Annotated in this window: 12 protein-coding genes; 10 read left to right on the forward strand and 2 right to left on the reverse strand. The window is 46.1% G+C overall.

Features of this window, described 5'->3' with window-relative positions; genetic code table 11:
- Window positions 1-126: 126 nt before the first annotated feature.
- Together ACM0OX_RS08895 and ACM0OX_RS08900 are read right to left on the reverse strand one after the other, a co-directional pair.
- The gene (locus ACM0OX_RS08895) at window positions 127-558 is read right to left on the reverse strand and encodes an ATP-binding protein (RefSeq protein ID WP_414514557.1); all 432 of its coding nucleotides are present in this window, start codon (window positions 556-558) and stop codon (window positions 127-129) included.
- A 36-nt stretch (window positions 559-594) separates the two neighbouring features.
- Window positions 595-2052: a PP2C family protein-serine/threonine phosphatase gene (locus ACM0OX_RS08900; RefSeq protein WP_414514558.1), complete on the reverse strand. Its 1458-nt coding sequence runs from the start codon at window positions 2050-2052 to the stop codon at window positions 595-597.
- 178 nt (window positions 2053-2230) lie between these two features.
- Between ACM0OX_RS08900 and ACM0OX_RS08905 the strand changes: the two genes are divergently transcribed.
- From ACM0OX_RS08905 to ACM0OX_RS08950, 10 genes are all read left to right on the forward strand, one after another.
- The gene (locus ACM0OX_RS08905; RefSeq protein WP_414514559.1) at window positions 2231-2440 is read left to right on the forward strand and encodes a hypothetical protein; all 210 of its coding nucleotides are present in this window, start codon (window positions 2231-2233) and stop codon (window positions 2438-2440) included.
- Between the two features lie 38 nt (window positions 2441-2478).
- Window positions 2479-8925, forward strand: coding sequence for a beta-ketoacyl synthase N-terminal-like domain-containing protein (locus ACM0OX_RS08910; protein WP_414514560.1), 6447 nt, complete (start codon window positions 2479-2481; stop codon window positions 8923-8925).
- Entirely contained in the window at window positions 8922-11750 is a 2829-nt protein-coding gene (locus ACM0OX_RS08915; protein WP_414514561.1) for a type I polyketide synthase, read from the forward strand. Before ACM0OX_RS08910 ends, ACM0OX_RS08915 begins: the two co-directional genes overlap by 4 nt.
- Before the next feature lie 69 nt (window positions 11751-11819).
- Window positions 11820-13040, forward strand: coding sequence for a hydroxymethylglutaryl-CoA synthase family protein (locus ACM0OX_RS08920; RefSeq protein ID WP_414514562.1), 1221 nt, complete (start codon window positions 11820-11822; stop codon window positions 13038-13040).
- Window positions 13031-13831, forward strand: a complete 801-nt coding sequence (locus ACM0OX_RS08925; protein WP_414514563.1) for an enoyl-CoA hydratase/isomerase family protein — start codon at window positions 13031-13033, stop codon at window positions 13829-13831. Before ACM0OX_RS08920 ends, ACM0OX_RS08925 begins: the two co-directional genes overlap by 10 nt.
- The gene (locus tag ACM0OX_RS08930; RefSeq protein WP_414514564.1) at window positions 13824-14567 is read left to right on the forward strand and encodes a polyketide synthase; all 744 of its coding nucleotides are present in this window, start codon (window positions 13824-13826) and stop codon (window positions 14565-14567) included. Before ACM0OX_RS08925 ends, ACM0OX_RS08930 begins: the two co-directional genes overlap by 8 nt.
- A gap of 39 nt (window positions 14568-14606) precedes the next feature.
- Window positions 14607-14879 carry a phosphopantetheine-binding protein gene (locus ACM0OX_RS08935; RefSeq protein WP_414514565.1) on the forward strand — a complete coding sequence of 91 codons (273 nt, stop codon included), beginning with the start codon at window positions 14607-14609 and terminating at the stop codon, window positions 14877-14879.
- Window positions 14880-15137: 258 nt separating this feature from the next.
- Entirely contained in the window at window positions 15138-16238 is a 1101-nt protein-coding gene (locus tag ACM0OX_RS08940) for a 4Fe-4S cluster-binding domain-containing protein (RefSeq protein ID WP_414514566.1), read from the forward strand.
- A 39-nt stretch (window positions 16239-16277) separates the two neighbouring features.
- The gene (locus ACM0OX_RS08945) at window positions 16278-17381 is read left to right on the forward strand and encodes a radical SAM protein (protein ID WP_414514567.1); all 1104 of its coding nucleotides are present in this window, start codon (window positions 16278-16280) and stop codon (window positions 17379-17381) included.
- Complete coding sequence (locus tag ACM0OX_RS08950) at window positions 17378-19600, forward strand: beta-ketoacyl synthase N-terminal-like domain-containing protein (RefSeq protein WP_414514568.1); 2223 nt, start codon at window positions 17378-17380, stop codon at window positions 19598-19600. Before ACM0OX_RS08945 ends, ACM0OX_RS08950 begins: the two co-directional genes overlap by 4 nt.
- The last annotated feature ends 139 nt before the right edge of the window (window positions 19601-19739 follow it).

Below are 19739 nucleotides of genomic sequence, written 5' to 3' on the forward strand. Positions count from 1 at the left end.
CGTCCCAGATTTAGGGCGCTCATGTTGCCCACACCACAAAATGGATAATTTATTTCTTGGAAGTCCCTTGTATCCTGTTAAGTTCATTATTCTTTTTTTTTATAATTAATATTCCTGCGAACTTACTTAACTGGTTCCCAATCCGTCGTCACGATTGACAATTAAAATATTACAATTTTGGTTTCCGTCTTGTTTGTAAATAAACCGATCTACGCTGTTAAGAGCTAGATAAACTCCCAAACCACCAATTTGTCTTTCCTGTAGCGACTTGTTCAAATCATCTGGAGTTAACTTTTGAGTAGGATTGAAGGGAACACCAGTATCTTTAATCGCAATGGTTAAGGAGCGATCGTCAAGATCGGCTTTTAAAATCAATATGCCTTCGCGATTTGCTTCCTTATAGCCGTAATTAATGATGTTTGTAGCGATTTCATCGACCGCCAAACGCAGTCTATAGGAGGTTTTTTTATTCAAACCTGCTACCATTGCTGCTGCCATCACATATTCTGCGATCGCCTTTAAAGAGTCTAGTGTTCCAGGCACAGTTAAAGGTTCCATATTTTACGGATTGGGGGTGAGTGAAAGGATGAAATTTTAGTCTTGTGCCTTTCTCTGCACAATCAGCATTGTGATGTCATCAAACTGAGGTGCGCTGCTGATGTGAGCGAACAAATCAGTTGTAATGCGCTCTAGCAGGGAAGATGGCAAAAGCGCAGATCGATCTAGGAGCGATCGCAGTCGCTTTTCAGTAAAAAACTTACCGCTGGGGCTGCGTGCCTCAGTTACTCCATCGGTATAGCCAATTAAGATATCGCCTGGTTCCAACTGTACTTGTTGAATTTTAAATTTCATATTAGGCATCATCCCTACTGCTGGCCCAGTTGAGTTGAGACTGGCTTTGATACCAGTCTCACCAACAACAAACAGAGTTTCGTGTCCACCATTGATGTAGGTGAGAATGCCAGTTGCCGGATCTAGCACGCCAAAAAACAGCGTGGCAAACATACTCATCTGGGCGTGCTGTTGGGCGATGTAATTATTCGTGAGTGCTACCGCTTTCAGGGGGTTAATTTGGTATAAATTGGTTGCCATCTCTGACTCAAGCAAAATCGATAATTCCGCCTCATTGGCAATAATAGAGAGTCCACCCAAACTAATTTGTCCAGAAAAAATACGGATTAAGCTCCGAAACAAAGCCATAAATAACGCAGCGCCTACACCTTTGTCGGCGACATCAGCAATAACTAGCCCCAAGTAGTCGCCAGGTAGCATAAAAACGTCGTAGAAGTCGCCAGCAACTTGACGCGCAGGAGAGAAAAACGTGGCAATCTCTAAATTAGGTAGCTGTGGGATTTCGTTGGGTAGAAAATCTCTCTGAATTTGCCGCCCTTTTTCTAATTCGTAGTTGAGCGCTTTGGAATAGGTTTCAATTTTCCCATAAAGCTGGGCATTTTCTAAAACTATAGCGATTTGGTCAGCAGTGAGCTGCATTAGATGGGCAATTTCTAGGCTAAAGTGCCCCGGTTCTTGGTGTAGTAAGGTAAGAATACCTAAGATTTCTTCATTCCTGAGAATGGGAACAGCTAATGCTGAACGTACAGTGTAAGGCTGATTGGGCAACTGCAACCAACGATCGTCGGTTTCTGTGTCTACGATCAATCCGATCTGGCGCTGTCTGTATACCCAACCAGCAAGCCCCTGTGCTAAAACACAACCAATCAGGCGATCGCGCTCCGCTAGTGCTGTCTCCCTTTGCGTGAGGATACTATCGGTGACAGCACCCTGGCGATCGAGTAAAAACAGACTGCCTTTTTGGGCACCAGTAAGCTGACTACAAACATCTAACGTGTCTTGTAAAGTAGCTTTCAACATCTCTTCTTCTGGTGAAGCGCGGATGATTGTTGCTACTGAATGCTCCAGCAGCTTTTTTTGAGCTTGGAAAGCAGCTTTTTCTGTTTTTAATTCAGCTACCTCTCGCCGCAGGGCTTTCAGTTCCTCAATTAGCTGTTGATTCTCTGCTATGCCATTCTCTTCATAAGATTGTTGGATCATAAATAGACCTGTCGCTTTATTATAGGGGTAAGATTCAGCATGGCAATCTCTTAACTGATTGAATGCATCTGCTAATTAGATAGAAATTCCACAAGTCTCCCGCGCTAACTATTAAGTTATTTTGATATAAAAGTCATCCCTTAAATAGTTGAGAATCTATAAAATTTGTGCATGAGGAGTGAAATCTTGGTATTCTAAACAATACCAAGATTTTCTCGGAGAACACCAAGATTTTTTCGGAGAACACCAAGATTTTTTCGGAGAACACCAAGATTTTTTGGAGAACACTAAAATTTATCAAACTGATGGCTTCATCAGTCTGATAAATCTTCAATACCTTCATTTACTCGCAGATGTTGGCTTTGCTTGTCAATGTGCTAGAGATTAGCGTTCTGAACAATTTCCAGCTTTTAGGAGTAGCCATGCATGGAAAAACAACATACTAGTGAGACGCTAGTAGACGTATTGCGCTACAGAGCTATTCACCAACCTCAGACGCTAGGCTATACCTTTTTGGTAGATGGTGAATCTGAGGGAAGTAGACTCACGTATGGAGCATTGGATAAACAGGCAAGAGCGATCGCTACCTATTTGCAAATATTTGCAAGTCCAGGCGATCGCGTACTCCTGCTCTACCCACCTGGTTTAGAATTTATTGCTGCCTTTTTCGGCTGCTTATATGCTGGTACAATCGCAATTCCTGCTTATCCGCCTCGGCAAAATCAGTCGATTGCTAGGTTGGGTGCGATCGTTTCCGACGCCCAAGCAACTGCCATCCTGACAACAACAGCACTATTGCCGATCGTTAAGAACTACTTTGCAGACAATCCAGAACTAGCATCTCTAAAACTCTTAGCCAGCGATGGGATTTCTGAGGCTATCGCACACGAATGGAAAGCACCTAATATTGATGGAAATACTTTAGCGTTTCTGCAATACACCTCCGGTTCTACGGGAACGCCCAAAGGGGTGATGGTCAGCCACAGCAATCTGCTGCACAATTTAGCCTATCTGGATCGCGGCTGGGAACACACATCTGATAGCGTGATGGTGACGTGGATTCCATTCTTTCACGATATGGGGCTGATTTATGGAGTACTCCAACCCTTGTACAAGGGATTTCCTTGTTACATCATGCCACCTGTAGCCTTTATTGCGCGTCCAATTCGCTGGCTCCAAGCTATTTCTCACTATCAAGCAACACATACTAGTGCGCCAAACTTCGCCTACGATCTGTGTATCCGTAAAATTACCCCAGAACAACGTGCCAGCCTGAATCTCAGTCGTTGGCAGATGGCTTTAAATGCTGCTGAACCAGTCAAAGCAGAAACGTTAGAACGGTTTGCCAAAGCATTTGCTTGTTGTGGGTTTCAAGCAACTGCTTTTTGTCCGGGTTACGGACTAGCTGAGGCAACACTGAAAGTAACTGCCGTGCAAACACAAGCCAAGCCAATTATTAGCAAGGTTGAGGCAACCGCGCTGGCACAAAATCGAGTAGTGCCAGCAACAGCAGACCATCCCAATGTGCGGCTTTTGGTTGGATGTGGCAATCACAGGCAAGGCGATACACAAATAGCGATCGTTCATCCTGAATTGTTGACGCGATGTTTACCGGATGAAGTTGGCGAAATTTGGGTCGCAGGAGCAAGTATCGCCCAAGGCTATTGGCAGCAACCTGAGGAAACAAAACATACATTTGCAGCTTATTTAGCAGATACAGGGGAAGGGCCGTTTCTCCGCACGGGAGACTTAGGCTTTTTGCAAAATGACGAGCTATTTATCACCGGACGACTTAAGGATTTAATTATTATTCGAGGACACAACTTTTATCCTCAAGACATTGAACTCACAGTTACAAATAGTCATTCGGCTTTGGGATCGCAGGGAGTAGCCGCATTTTCTATCGAGGTAGACGGTGAAGAACAACTGGTTGTGGTGTGTGAAGTCGAGCGAACTGCTGTGCGGAAGCTTGATGCAAGTGAGGTAATTGGCTCCATCCGACAAGCAGTCACAACACAGCACGAGTTAGAACTTTATGCCGTCTTGCTGTTGAAGCCAGTCAGTATCCCCAAGACTTCCAGTGGGAAGATTCAGCGCTATGCCACCCGCGCAGGATTTTTGGCGGGGACTTTGGATGTGGTGGGACAGTGGAGGAAGGCAGGGGAGCGGGGGAGCAGGGGAGCAGGGGGGCAGAGGAGCAGGGGGGCAGGGGGAGCAGGGGAAGCAGGGGAGCAGGGAGAATTGAGAAGTCGCAAGTCAGGAGACAAGGGAGCGGCGGAAATTCAAAACTGGTTGGTAAATAAGATTGCTCAACGACAAAATATTGCACCGCATTCAATAGATTCGGGTGAATCGTTTGCTTACTACGGATTAGATTCTATTGCCGCAGTCAGCCTGTCGGCAGATTTAGAGGATTGGTTAGGTTGTCAGTTGTTGCCTACTTTGGCTTACGATTACCCGACGATCGCAACTTTATCAGCCTATCTCACAGAAACTTTATCCCAACGGCGAAAATCTCCAGAACCTACACGTAATCTTAAATCCGTCGAGGCGATCGCGATTATTGGTCTTGACTGCCGCTTTCCCGGAGCTAATAATCCAGAAGCCTTTTGGCAATTACTACGAAATGGTAAAAGTGCCATTGAGCAAATTCCCGCCAATCGTTGGGATTCTCATCTTTTCTACAACCCCATCCCCGCCCAACCAGGGAAAATGAGTACTCGTTGGGGTGGATTTATCGAGCAAGTTGACCAATTCGACCCCCAGTTTTTTTGCATTTCTCCTCGTGAAGCCGAGCGGATCGATCCGCAGCAAAGGCTGTTATTAGAAGTGAGCTGGCAGGCGTTAGAAAATGCTGGATTAGCAAGCGATCGCTTGACAGGAAGCAACAGTGGTGTATTTATCGGCATCAGTACCAATGACTATGCTCGATTCCAGTTCGATCGGTTGTCTGATATTGATGTCTATGCCAGCACAGGCAACGCTCTGAGCATTGCCGCTAACCGCCTATCCTATCAGTTCGATTGGCACGGCCCCAGTTGGGCAGTCGATACTGCCTGTTCTTCATCTCTGGTTGCAGTTCACCAGGCTTGCCAGAGTTTACGGTTAGGGGAATGTGACTTGGCTTTGGCAGGTGGTGTTAATTTAATTCTCACCCCCCAAATGACAATCGCCCTCTCCCAAGCAAGATTCATGTCAGGAGATGGTCGCTGTAAAACCTTTGATGCGGATGCAGATGGTTATGTCCGGGGAGAAGGTTGTGGAATCGTAGTGCTGAAGCGTTTTACTGATGCTATCAAAGATGGGGATAATATCCTGGCGCTGATTCGCGGATCGGCAGTCAATCAGGATGGTCACAGCAATGGGTTGACTGCTCCTAGAGGAATTGCCCAACAAGCCGTTATCAATCAGGCGCTTGTGAATGCTGGAGTCGCACCCGCAGCGATTAGCTATGTTGAGGCTCACGGGACAGGTACAGCCTTGGGCGACCCGATTGAAGTTAATTCCTTACAATCAGTGTTGATGTCAGGTCGTTCTCCAAAGCAACCTTGTGCGATCGGTTCGGTGAAGACTAATATCGGTCATTTAGAATCAGCGGCGGGAATTGCAGGGTTAATTAAAGTTGTACTGGCTTTGCAACATCAAGAGATTCCCGGTACGCTTCATCTCAAGGAGCTAAATCCGAAGATTTTCATCCAAGACACGCCTTTTTCAATTCCCCGCGAGACTCAGAAGTGGTCTGGTGTTGGAGAGCAACGTTTTGCAGGAGTAAGTTCCTTTGGCTTCGGCGGTACGAATGCCCATGTTGTTCTGGAGGAAGCGCCGGAAGAGAGTAGGGGGGCAGGGGGAGCAGGGGAAGCAGGGGGAGCAGTTTCACACGTCAAATCGCTGTTGACGCTTTCGGCAAAAAGTGAAATAGCGTTACGGGAATTAGCTCGGCGGTATGTGGCGTTTGTGGAGTTTCATTCAGAAGTATCTCTGGGGGATATTTGTTATACGAGCAATGTGGGGCGATCGCATTTTGACCATCGGCTAGCTCTGGTTGCAGAATCCTCTGAGGAATTTTGCGAGGAACTCGCAGCGTTCATTTATAATTCACCGCCTTCCAGAATAGGCGATCGTTGTCAGGGAGTTGCTTTCCTGTTCACTGGGCAAGGTTCGCAATATATCGGTATGGGGCGGGAACTTTACAACACGCAACCCGTTTTCCGGCAAGCCATAGAACGCTGTGCTGAAATCTTACAGCCATACTTGAACCAGTCTCTGTTAGAGGTTCTATATCCTACGAGTGAGTTAGACAATACAACTCAAGCCTCTATTCACGAAACTGCTTATACTCAACCTGCTTTATTTGCTCTGGAATATGCATTGTCTGAGCTATGGCAGTCTTGGGGAATCAAACCGAGTGTGGTGATGGGACACAGTATCGGTGAGTATGTTGCTGCTTGTGTAGCAGGAGTGTTCAGTCTGGAAGATGGGCTGAAGTTGATTGCCGCACGGGGAAGACTGATGCAAGCATTACCGTCTGTGGGAGCAATGGTAGCGGTTTTTGCCCAGTCGCAAGAAGTATCGAGCATTATTGATGAGTATTCAGATTTGGCGATCGCAGCAATGAATGGCGCACATCTGATCATCTCAGGTGGATCTCAATCTATCACATCGGCTGTGGCCAGATTAGAAGCAAAGGGAATGAAGACAAAACCACTTGAGGTTTCCCATGCTTTTCATTCGCCATTGATGCAACCCATGCTGGCGGAGTTTGGGCAAATTGTCCAGCAAGTAAACTACTGTCCGCCAAACCCCGATATTCGCTTTATTTCTAATCTCACAGGTCAACTAGCAAAAGCAGAGATCGCCACGCCTGAATATTGGGTAAAACATGTGATGCAGCCAGTCCGGTTTGCTGATGGGATGGCAACTATAGCAGAATTAGGAGCGTTAGTGTATTTGGAAGTAGGGCCGCAACCGATTTTATTGGGAATGGGTCGCCAGTGCTTACCCAATAGGGAGAATATCTGGCTTCCCAGCCTCAAAAAGGAATCGAATTCACAGCAGATGTTGTCCAGTTTGGCAACTTTGTACGAGTCTGGAATATCCATCGATTGGGTAAGCTTCCATCATGACTCTCAACATCGTCGGGTCATATTGCCTAATTATCCCTTTGAGCGATCGCGTTTCTGGATGGAAACTGCATCTAGTGACGTTACTGCTAGAGAATCGCTCTGCTCGCCAGCAGAAATCAAGCGTTTACTCGTACCCCAGTTGGCTGAATTGACAGTTCAACTAAGTCTCAAACACTATGGGGAAGCCCTAAGTAATTTGGAATCACTAAGTATCCTTTATGTGGTGGCGGCATTCCGGCAGATGGGGTGGAATTTGCAGCTAGGCGATCGCTATTCCATCCCCCAACTTACCAAACTAGGAGTCATTGAGCAACATCAGAAACTCGCTTTGCGCCTGTTGGAAATGCTGGTTGAAGAAGGGATGCTTCAGCGAATTGGTAATCAGTGGGAAGTAACTCGAATACTGGAGTTACCCACGCCACAAGTGCAACTGCATAAGTTGCGATCGCAATATCCCCAAGCAAATGCAGAACTGACACTGCTAGAGCGTTGCGGTTCGCACCTGGCTCAAGTACTCCAAGGTGAAACTCGCCCACTGGAGTTGCTATTTCCCCAAGGCGATTTGATAGCATTAACCCAGCTTTACCAGGACTCTCCTGGCGCAAAGGTAATGAACGCGCTAGTCCAAAAGGCAATTTCAACCGCGATTTCCACTACTACAGTCAGCATTTTGGAAATTGGAGCCGGAACTGGTGGAACAACTGCTTACCTCCTACCTCATCTCCCAGCAGATCGAACTGAATATGTCTTCACAGACTTAGGAACATGGTTTACTTCCAAGGCTCAAGAGAAATTCCGGGATTACCCATTTGTCCGTTATCAATCCTTAGACATTGAACAAGACCCCCAATCTCAGGGATTTACTAACCATCAATACGACATCATTGTGGCAGCAAATGTCCTGCACGCAACTGAGGATTTACAGCAAACCTTACGTCACGTTCGCAGCCTATTAGCACCAGGAGGATTGTTAGTGTTGCTGGAGGGAACAAGTCCCCGACGCTGGTTAGATTTGGTCTTTGGATTAACGCCAGGGTGGTGGAAATTCTCAGACTACGAGTTGCGACCATTTTACCCTTTGTTAGCAGTGACTGACTGGCTGGAATTATTGTCTGATTGTGGGTTTCAAGGGGCTGTGCATCTTGCGCCTGATTGCGAAGCGATCGGCGATTCATTCCAACAGGTTGTCATCCTGGCTCAGAGCATAAGCAGCAATAACCCAGTTAACCACAATCATCTTCCATCGCCCATTGCTGCTACCATCAACACGCCACAATCAACATTTCTCCAATCGCTACTAACCAAGCCTCCACGAGTGCGACAGGAGGAATTAGTAGCTCATGTCCGCTCACTAGTAGCCAAAGTTTTAGGCTTAAAGCAACCCCAGTCCATCGGCTTGCAGCAAGGTTTCTTTGAATTAGGGATGGATTCATTAACTGCTACGGAGTTGAAAGAGCAATTGCAAAATAGTTTAGGCTGTTCGCTTTCCCCAACCACACTATTTGATTATCCGACGGTAGCAGCGTTGGCAAATTATCTAGAAACGCAAGTGTTGTCGCTCTTAGATCCACAAGCATCAGCCCAGGAGGCTAACTCTAATTCTGAGAGTTTCCAGCAACAAGCCTTACTCGAAGAATCATTATTAGAAGAAAAAAGAGTGAAATTGTCATCACCCGACCAATCGCTTGACGAAATTGCAGATTTGCTGGCTGCAAAACTAGCATCAATCAGAGAGGGAAAACTGCTATGAGTCGTCCTTCAGAAACCAGAGATTATGGACAATTGATGCAGAGCGCATTGCTGGAGCTATCGGCCCTACAAGCAAAGCTAAATACTCTCGAACATGCTGCCACTGAACCCATTGCAGTCATCGGTATTGGTTGCCGCTTTCCTGGAGGAGTTAACTCTCCAGAGGAGTTATGGCTGTTGTGCAAAAATGGTGGTGATGCGATCGCCGAAGTCCCTAGCGATCGCTGGGATGTAGATGCTTACTACGATCCCGATCTAAGTAGTTATGACAAAACTAACACCCGTTGGGGTGGCTTTTTAGCAAACATCAATCAATTCGATCCTGCCTTTTTCGGAATTTCCACGAGCGAAGCAGCTAGTATTGACCCCCAACAACGGCTGCTATTAGAAGTAAGTTGGGAGGCATTAGAAAACGCCGGATACGACCCCTTACAATTAGCTGGTTCTCAGACTGGCGTGTTTATGGGAATTGCCACTTGTGATTATTACAAAGCCATGACCGCAATTCCCACGAGAGCCGGCACTGGTATTGCTAATAGTATGGCGGCAAATCGGCTGTCCTACTTTTTGGATGTGCGAGGCCCTAGCGTCACAATGGACACTGCTTGTTCGTCGTCCCTGGTTGCTATTCATACCGCTTGCCAAAGTCTGCGGCATCGAGAGTCAAATCTCGCATTGGTGGGCGGTGTGAATATTATGTTGTTACCGGAGGTGAATATTACCTTTTCTCAGGCTGGCATGATGTCATCTGATGGACGCTGCAAAAGCTTTGATACTACAGCCGATGGCTACGTGCGAGGAGAAGGATGTGGGATAGTTATCTTGAAGCGTCTTTCAGATGCAGTCAAAGATGGCGATCGCATTCTAGCCTTACTGCGGGGAACCGCGGTGAATCACAACGGCCGCAGTGTTGGACTAACTGCACCAAATGGCTTGGCTCAACAAGCAGTGATTCGCCAAGCATTGGCAAATGCGAGAGTAGCATCCGATGAAATTGACTATGTTGAGGCACATGGTACGGGTACTCCAATGGGGGATGCCATTGAGCTACAAGCAATCTTGGGGGTACTAGGACAGGGGCGAACCCTTGACCAACCCTGCGGACTTGGTTCTGTGAAAACTAATATTGGCAATCTAGAAGCTGCTGGTGGAATTGCCGCATTCATCAAAACTGTCCTCTGTTTGCAACAGGGAGAAATTCCCCCTCATCCCCATTTCAAAACCATCAATCCCCATATTGACATCAAGTCAACACCATTCTTGATTCCTACAATCGATCGTCCGATAGATATCAAGCCTCGGTTTGCTGGCGTTAATTCCTTTGGCTTTGGCGGTACTAATGCTCATGTAGTATTGGAAGCAGCAGAGGAGGGCGGAGGGGCAGGGGGGCAGGGAGTAGCTTCACATATCAAATCGCTGTTGACGCTTTCGGCAAAAACTGAGACAGCGTTACGGGAACTAGCAAGTTGCTATGCGGATAGTTTAGAAAATCATGCAGATCCATCCATTCCTGATATCTGTTTCACAACTAATATCGGTCGATCGCATTTTAACTATCGTCATGCCATTATTTCATCAGGCGATTTACCTCATTTAATCTGCCAACTGAAGACATTCGCCACTAGCAAACAGACAACAGGACGGCTACAGCCGGAGAATAGGCCGAAGATTGCATTTTTGTTTGCTGGACAGGGTTCGCAATACCTTGGTATGGGATGGGAACTTTACAACAGCCAACCTATTTTCCGTGCTGCCTTAGACGATTGCGATCGCATCTTACGCTCTTATTTGGATCGACCACTTCTGGAGGTACTGTATCCAAAGTTAGGGGAAAGGGAAAAGGGGAAAGGGGAAAGGGAAAGAAACTCAGCGCCTCATCTTTTAGATGAAACTGCCTACGCCCAACCTGCTCTATTTGCCGTAGAGTATGCATTAGTAAAATTGTGGCAGTCATGGGGCATTGAACCAGATGCGGTGATGGGTCATAGCGTCGGAGAGTATGTAGCTGCTTGCGTGACAGGTGTATTTAGCTTGGAGGCAGGACTGTACTTAAGCGCCGAACCGGGACGACTGATGGCAACGCAGCCCAGAGAAGGGCAAATGGTGGCGGTGTTTGCAGCTAAGGAGATTGTGGAGGAGGCGATCGCATCATACCAAGATGCTGTTGCAATTGCTGCCTATAACGGCCCTAGCCAAACTGTGATTGCGGGCGATAGACAAGCGGTTTCAGCAGCAATCGCCCGTCTGGAATCCGATTTCATTATGACTCGCGAGTTGAATGTTGCCCACGCGTTTCACTCACCCTTAGTAGACCCCATCCAAAATGCCTTTGAGCAGACTTTGAGGAAAATGCAGTTTCATCCCCCAAGTCTACCGTTTATCTCTCATCTTTCGGGAGAATTCGAGGCAGGGGTACTAGATGCTAACTACTGGCGCTCTCAACTGCGATCGCCCGTGCGTTTCGACCGAGGTATCCAGACCTTAGCAGAGGCAGGGTATGATATTTTCCTGGAGATTGGGCCAACAGATACTTTGGCAAGTATGGGTAAGCGCTGTCTACCTAAAAACACTGCTGCTTGGTTGTCTTCTTTAAGACAGGGGCATGATGACTGGCGATCGCTGCTCGACAGTCTGGCTACTTTATACAAGAAGGGTATAAACATTAATTGGTCGGAATTTCATAGAGATTCTCCCAGACAACGAGTTGCTCTGCCCACTTATCCTTTCCAGCGCCAACGCTGTTGGAATGATTCTTTTGGAATTAAGGCTTACGCAGAGGTAAGGGAAAATCGAACCACAGAGGACGCAGAGGACACGGAGGAATAAGAGTTTTAGAGAATTTTTACGTAAATTTTAGAAGTTAAATAGTAATGCACAGCTTATAACTGACGCTCTATGCCTATAGGAATTGAGAAACTTAATCTTTACTCAGGGCAGTTCTATCTAGATATTGCCGATCTTGCCGAAGCGCGTGGTAAAAACTTCCAGCACATTGCCGATAGTTTAATGTGCAAAACGCGATCGGTTTATCCGGTCTATGAAGATGCTATTACTCTGGCGGTGAATGCCGCCAAACAACTCTTATCACCTCAAGACCTAGAAGACATTGAACTACTAATTGTTGGTACAGAATCTGCGGTTGATTGTGGCAAATCCCTGTCCACCTGGGTACATCGGTTTTGTAATTTGTCTCCTAATTGCCGTAACTTCGAGGTGAAACATGCCTGTTACGGTGGCACTGCGGCATTCAAAATGGCCGCTTCGTGGGTAGCTTCAGGGGCGAGACCTGGGAAAAAGGCATTGGTAATTAACACGGATTTCAGCAGCGTCACGCTCAATACTGACCAGGAGTTTATCTGCGGAGGTGGTGCAGTGGCGATGCTCGTTAGTACTAATCCACAAATTCTCGAAATTGAACTGGATAAGGCGGGTTACTGGACAAAAGAGATTTCTGACTACCTGCGCCCCACTTTCAACACCGAAGTGATCAAAAGTGAAACGAGTCTTTACTCTTATTTAGATGCTTTGGAGGGAGCATTCAGTCACTACGAGCAAATCGTGGGTTCTGTAGACTATGATGCTGATTTCAAAAAACACATTTATCATGCGCCCTTTCCAGCAATGACGTTTCAGGCACATCGCACCATACTCAACCGATTTGAGGCGGTAGGGAAAGCGGCTGCTAAGTTAAGTTTTCAATCAAAAGTTGCAGAGAGTATACACTTTGCTCAACAAATTGGTAGTTCGTATGGGGGTTCCAATTTTATTTGTTTGTTAAGTCTTTTGAATTATGCCAAGGATCTGAGTCCGGGCGATCGCATTTCCCTGTTTGCTTATGGTGGTGGCTGCCAAGCAGAATTCTACAGCGCCACCATTGGAAAGGCTGCAACTGAAATTGTCCGATCGCTCAACATTGACGAACACCTCAATCAGCGACTTCGTTTATCTGTTGCAGATTATGAAGCTAGTGAATTGACCCGTGAAAAATATAGCGATCGCCGAGACTTTAACTTAGAAAACTATTTAGATGAATGCTATGAAAAACGCTATCGAGACCGAGGTTTACTTGTGTTAAGCAATGTTGAAAATTACTATAGGCAATATAAATGGAGTTAATAGTAGAGGCCGTCCGCTATAAAATCGATTCAGGAGTTGCCCAGATTGCTTTAGTGCAGCCCCAAACAGGTAATGCGCTCAATCCATCTTTTATTAATCAACTTAGTCAAGCCTTACAAGCTGCGATCGCTGATTCATCTTGTCGGGCGATCGTGCTGCGGGCTGAGGGAACTGACTTCTGCAAAGGACTTGATTTGGAATGGATATTACAGCAGGGAGGAAGACCTCAAATCGAACTGTTTCAAGCCTTTATAAATTGTCTGCAATTAATTTGTCATTCCCACTTGCCTGTAATCGCCTGTGTTGAAGGTAATGTTACAGGTGGAGGACTAGGTTTAGTTGCGGCTTGCGATCTCGTCATTGCCAACGAGAACACAATATTTATGTTGCCAGAAGTGATCATTGGTATGATTCCGGCTCTGATTGCACCCTTCTTACTGCGTCGTCTGACCATAGCACAGCTTAAGTATTTAACCCTCAGCAGTCGGGGAATTGACAGCCTAGAAGCCAAGGCCTGTGGGTTAGTAGATGAAGTTGCGACTGAAGGCATGGCTACCACCTTGAACCGACAATTACAACGGCTGTTTCGTTCTTCTCCCGAAGCGATCGCTGCCAGTAAACAATATTTTGAACAACTTTATGGGTCAGATTTACAGCGACAAACCAATATTGCCCTTAATCAACTTGTTTCATGGTTAGCACAACCGGAGGTTTTAGAAGGAATTCAAAATTTCACCGAGGGATTCTCGCCACCTTGGTTTCAAAAGTACAGGGGGAAAACCCATGTCTAAAATTTTGCTCGCCAATCTAGAAGACGGCATCTTCCAACTGCAAATCGATGACCCTGAAAACGAAAATCGTTTGAGCGAAGAACTGTGCGATGAATTAATGACAACCCTGACTCATCTAGCAACAGAACCGAGCCTGAAAGTCTTGATTTTGACTGGGCGATCCGATGTCTTCTGTGCCGGAGCAAGCTTGGACACCATCAAACAAGTTGTGAGTGGCAATGCAGATGTCAAAGATTTATCACTGCCCAACCAACTACTTAGCTTTCCCGTACCAATTATTGCAGCTTTGCAAGGTCATGCTGTGGGAGGTGGGGTAGCGTTAGCACTCTACTGCGATATGGCGATCGCATCCGAAAACAGTCGGTACGGAGTTAATTTTACAGATTTGGGATTTACTCCTGGAATGGGTATCTTATCTGTCTTACCAGCAATGGTTGGACATCACTTTGCTAGCGAGATGCTCCTCACCGCCAAGCTCTACAAAGGCAAAGAACTCAAGGGACGAGGTTTATTTAACTACATAGTTCCAACTGAAGAAGTTATGACTTTAGCCTTGGATATGGCACGGAGAATCGCTGAAAAACCCAGACATGTTTTGGAGATGGTAAAAGACACCTTGTCATTACCCCGGCGTCAAGCTCTCCAAGCAGCATTGTCCCGCGAACACCTAATGCACAAAATCTGTTTTGGGGTTCCAGGGACATTAGCACATATCGAAGCGGCCTATTTAGCCTAAATTTTGTTTTTTGATTTTCAATATAGGAGACAAGAGATCATGGATCGAGAGCAAGTATTAAATGTCGTAATTAAACATATCAAGCTCAACGTAGATGGACTAGAAAATGTTGAAATAGATCCGCAGAAAACAATCGGAGAATATGGAGCCAGCAGTCTTGACGGCGTAGAAATTGTTTCTGCTTGTATGCGAGAACTCAAAATAAAAATTCCCAGAACAGAAGTTTCTAGCTTTAAGACAATCAATGACTTGGTGGAACTGTTTGCCAAGTTTAAAGACGAAGCTTCTCAAGAAGTTAAAGTTACGCAATAAAAGGGCGATCGGTGAAGGAGGCAGGAGGCAGGTGGCAGGTGGCAGGAGGAGGAGGCAGGTGGTCACTGAGCGGCTTGCCCTGAGCGGAGCCGTAAAGCCTGCGGCATAGCTACGCTTCGGGCGCAGCCTCTCGTAGAGAAGGGAATCGAAGTGAGGCAGGAGGCAGGAGGAACCCACGCTTAAAAACGTGGGATTGAAGCAAGGACGATTTTCTGCTCTTTAGACAGTCCCCAATCCTTTTTATAAAAGCAGGTGGAAATGGTTACTCAAGTTGTCGAGTCAGATGTCCAAGATTCATTAATTGAATACTTGGAAGATCCGTTTTTAAATCACCTTTTTAAACAAATTAGAAAAGCTGAACAAATTAGAGGGATATCAGTTGATTTAACCCATGCGTGCAATCTTCGGTGTCAGGGATGCTACTTCTTTTTAGATGAATTGGATCAATTCAAAGCACCCAAAGATGAAGCCGAATTTGATACATTTATTGCCCATGAAAAGGGCAGAGGAACAAATTTTATTACAGTGGTTGGGGGAGAACCCAGCCTGATGCTAGAGCGATTGCAGAAGCTTTACCAGAATTTTCGATTAATGGTTGTTACCAACGCCCTGATCAAAATCCCTTATGAAGGGTTTGAAACAATGCCGATCGCTATTTCTCTTTGGGGCGATCGCGAAACTGACAAAACACTCCGAGGGGGTGGTAAACTCGATGTTTTCAGCAAAGCTTTAAAAAATTACAAAGACGATCCGCGTGCTATTTGGCATTACACTACCACACCGGGTAACGCCCATGAAATCGCTAGCGTTGTTGAGCAGTGCGTAGCCAACGGTAATCGCGTCTTGTTTAACTTTTACAGCGATCGCATTGACTTGGGAGGAGTTTACGATCATAATCTGGGATTTGCAGATGTGCGGCGTGAGATTAATAAAGCGATCGCGCGTTACCCTGACAAAATTTTAATGACTTCGTACATGAGCAACGTGTTTACTACTCGGCAACTTTACGATGAAACCTGGGGTTATGAAGTTTGCACCAGCCTCACTGTAGATCATGAAATTAATCAAAACCGGATTAAAAATGGTAAACGTTATAACCCCCATTATCGCGCTTACAATCCCGATCTGAAATCAACTCGGCGTTGTTGCACAGGTGATAATCAAGATTGCTCAACCTGTTACCAAACTTGGGCGCAGGTTGGTTGGATCATGATTAATCTAGAACGACACCTCGGTTCCAAACAAGAATTTACTAACTGGCTGACTACCACATACCTGTTTTACCTGATGTGCCGCATGGTTGACTTTGAATCCGGTGTGCAACTTTTGCCGGAAATTCATCAACGAGTAACTTGTTAATCATCATTGCTCGGTTTTTCGCAAAGGAAATAAATTGTTATGGCTGCTCAGGTAATAGAAACCGAGGTACAAGATCCCTTAATGGAGTATTTAGAAGACCCCTTTCTACATCACCTGTTTACTCAGGTTAGAAAAGCGGGTGCCATTAAAGGAATATCTGTAGACTTAACTCATCTATGTAATCTGCGGTGTGAGGGTTGTTGTTTTTTCACCGACGACTTGGATCAAAATGCAGCACCCAAAGATGATGCTGAATTTGAGGCATTAATTGCACAAGAAAAAGCTAGAGGCACTAACTACATTACAGCAGTTGGGGGTGAGCCTACCCTAATGCTGGATCGATTGCGAAAGCTGGCGCAAAATTTTTGGATGATTGTCGTCACAAACGGGATGATCAAAATCCCTTATGAGGGGTTTGAAAATATAACAATCAGTGTTTCTCTTTGGGGCGATCGCGAAACCGATAAAAAGCTACGCGGAGGAGGGAAGTTAGATGTTTTCAGCAAGGCTCTCAAAAATTACAAAGACGATCGCCGAGTCTTTTGGTACTACACTACCACTGCTGGTAACGCCCATGAAATAGAACGGGTTGTTGAACAATGTGTCGAGAACGGCAACTTTGTAATATTTAACTTTTACGGGGATAAGGCGGGGTTAGGGGGTGTTTATGATGACGATCGCGGGTTTGCAGATGTGCGTCATGAAATCGACCGGATGATTGCCCGTTATCCCGATCGCATCTTGATGACCTCATACATGAATCAAGTGTTTACTACAGGGCAAATGTATGATGAAACCTGGGGCTATGATGTCTGTCCTTGCATCAGTGAAAATCGCCCAGAGAATGCAGCCCGATTCCAAAATGGTAAACCCTATAATCTTCACTTTCGTGCTTACAATCCTGATGCCAAATCAACCAGGACATGCTGCACCAGCGAACATCCCGATTGCTCAACCTGTTATCAAACCTGGTCGCAGATTGGCTGGATTATGCTGAATATGGAGCGGCACTTAGGTTCTAAGCAGGAGTTTACCAACTGGCTGACAACAATGTATATGTTTTACCTGACTGCCAGAGCTATTGACTTTGAAGCCGGCGTTCAGGTTTTACCTGAGATTCACAGAAGAGTGAACAGCTTATGATTCCAGAACCCATTGCAATTGTTGGTATTGGTTGTCGCTTTCCCGGAGGTGTCCGCAGTCCAGCTAGCTTCTGGAACCTGTTGCAAAATGGCAGGGATGCAATTACAGAAATCCCTAGCGATCGCTGGAACGTCAACAAATTTTATCATCCCGATCCGGTAGAACCAGGTAAAATGTACAGCCGTTGGGGTGGGTTTCTCGACCAAATAGACCAGTTTGATGCCAAATTCTTTGGAATTTCCGGCGCGGAGGCGGCTCGGATTGACCCTCAACAACGACTCTTGTTAGAAACGACGTGGGAGGCACTAGAGGATGCTGGGCAAGTGCCGGAACATCTGGCTGGCAGCGATACCGGGGTTTTTATTGGGGTACTTAACCGAGATTACAGTTACATTCAAATGGATGAGCGCAATCGCGATGCGATTAATGCCCATACCATAGTTAGCTCAAACCTCAACTTGGTACCAAATCGCATTTCCTACTGCTTTGACTTCACAGGCCCCAGTCTACCGATTGACGCTGGCTGTGCCTCGTCATTAGTTGCCGTTCACTTTGCTTGCTCTAGTCTCTGGAATGGTGAATGTAGTCTTGCCCTCGCAGGTGGGGTCAATATCATCTTCAAACCAGAAATCAGCATCGCCATGAGTAAGGCATTTTTACTGTCTGCGGATGGTCGTTGCAAGAGTTTTGATGCCGCAGCAGATGGTTTTGTTCGGGCTGAAGGGGTGGGGGTTGTGGTTCTGAAGCCGCTATCCCATGCCCTCGCTGACGGTGATGCTATTTATGCAACGATCCGCAGCAGTGCTGTCAGCCAGAATGGTCGCGGCAGCAGTTTTACAGCCCCCGAAGCTTTGGCGCAGCAGGCAGTCATGCAAAAAGCCTATCAGCGGGCAGGAATTCTCCCTCAGCAGGTGCAGTATGTAGAAACTCAAGGCTCCGGTTCGCCGATGGGGGATGAGATTGAAGCCAAAGCGATCGGGGCTGTCATCGGCAGCGATCGCTCTTTAGGCAATGAATGCGCCATCGGATCTGTGAAAACAAATATTGGACACATGGAAGCGGCTGCCGGCATTGGCGGACTCATTAAAGCTGCGTTGGCGGTTAACCATCGTCAGATTCCACCCAATCTGCATTTTCAAACCCCCAATCCCAAAATTCCTTGGGAGGAACTGCGGTTGCGGGTGCCACAATCCTTAGAACCACTAACAAATAAGGATAATCAACCACCGATCGTCAGTGTGAATGGGTTTGGTCTGGGGGGCACGAATGTTCATGTGATTCTGCAAGGAGTAGAATCCTTGACAAGTGATACTGCGATCGCTAACCAACCACAACTGTTTTTAATGTCGGCTCGTAGTCCAGAGGCTTTGAAAGCCTTTGCTAAAGCTTATATTGAGTTTTTAAGCCAGGATTCTAGCGCCAGAATTTCTTTGGCAGACATTTGCTATACAACTAGTCTGCGCCGCAGCCATCATTCCTACCGTTTAGCAATGGTAGTTGATTCTAAGAAACAACTCGTCGAGCATTTAGTGGCTTTTCTCGCACAAGAAAGCCGTCCCTCGATGTTTTTAGAGCAACAGGGGGAGCAGAGGGGCAGGGGAGCAGAGGGGCAGGGGAGAATTCCTCAATTCAAAATTCTAAATTTTGCTACTGAACGCGCTCAGATATTGAATTCCTTAGCAGAGCGCTATACCTTAGAAGATTCCATTGATTGGAACGCTCTTTATCCTCATGGTGGTTGTTTTGTGCGTTTGCCATCCTATCCGTGGCAACGACAGCGTTACTGGCAAGAATCAGAAGCCTCACGGCAAGATAGATTAGGAGAATCTAATACTGCCCAAGCCTCTAATGCGGTTATATCCAACGGCTCTCAGATTGATATTATAAAGCAATGGTCAGTAGCGGCAAATAGCCAACGCACCGATTTATTAAGCACTTACATTCAAGCACAAATTATCCAAGCCTTAGAGTGTGAGCCTGTTCAACTTGATGTCCAAAAGCCACTTAATAGTATGGGCATCGATTCTCTGATGGCTGTGAGTCTGAGAAATCACATTGTCACCAATTTAAAGATTGAACTGCCAATCGAACAGTTTATTGCTAGTCCTAGCATTGCAGAATTAGCTCAAGCTTGCCACGAACAATTAATTTTGAAAAATTTGATACCAACTATTCAGATTGCTAATGTTGTCGAGGAAATAGAGGAGTTAACACTTTAGCCTCAGTTCGGTATTGAGACGGGTAAAAAACAGGTGTTGCTGAATTAAGAGATGATTCTTGTAGGGTGGGCGACACGAGAGCCCTGAAATACAAGGGACGGGCAAGATGCCCATCCCACAAAACTAGCAAAATCATCCC

The organism is Nostoc sp. PCC 9305 (assembly GCF_963920915.1).
Taxonomy (GTDB): Bacteria; Cyanobacteriota; Cyanobacteriia; order Cyanobacteriales; family Nostocaceae; genus Nostoc.

Bases quoted from the DNA above. Each gene is read 5' to 3' on its own strand.
- ACM0OX_RS08895 (WP_414514557.1), bottom strand. From the start codon at position 558: ATGGAACCTTTAACTGTGCCTGGAACACTAGACTCTTTAAAGGCGATC.
- ACM0OX_RS08900 (WP_414514558.1), bottom strand. From the start codon at position 2,052: ATGATCCAACAATCTTATGAAGAGAATGGCATAGCAGAGAATCAACAG.
- ACM0OX_RS08910 (WP_414514560.1), top strand. From the start codon at position 2,479: ATGGAAAAACAACATACTAGTGAGACGCTAGTAGACGTATTGCGCTAC.
- ACM0OX_RS08915 (WP_414514561.1), top strand. From the start codon at position 8,922: ATGAGTCGTCCTTCAGAAACCAGAGATTATGGACAATTGATGCAGAGC.
- ACM0OX_RS08920 (WP_414514562.1), top strand. From the start codon at position 11,820: ATGCCTATAGGAATTGAGAAACTTAATCTTTACTCAGGGCAGTTCTAT.
- ACM0OX_RS08925 (WP_414514563.1), top strand. From the start codon at position 13,031: ATGGAGTTAATAGTAGAGGCCGTCCGCTATAAAATCGATTCAGGAGTT.
- ACM0OX_RS08930 (WP_414514564.1), top strand. From the start codon at position 13,824: ATGTCTAAAATTTTGCTCGCCAATCTAGAAGACGGCATCTTCCAACTG.
- ACM0OX_RS08935 (WP_414514565.1), top strand. From the start codon at position 14,607: ATGGATCGAGAGCAAGTATTAAATGTCGTAATTAAACATATCAAGCTC.
- ACM0OX_RS08940 (WP_414514566.1), top strand. From the start codon at position 15,138: ATGGTTACTCAAGTTGTCGAGTCAGATGTCCAAGATTCATTAATTGAA.
- ACM0OX_RS08945 (WP_414514567.1), top strand. From the start codon at position 16,278: ATGGCTGCTCAGGTAATAGAAACCGAGGTACAAGATCCCTTAATGGAG.
- ACM0OX_RS08950 (WP_414514568.1), top strand. From the start codon at position 17,378: ATGATTCCAGAACCCATTGCAATTGTTGGTATTGGTTGTCGCTTTCCC.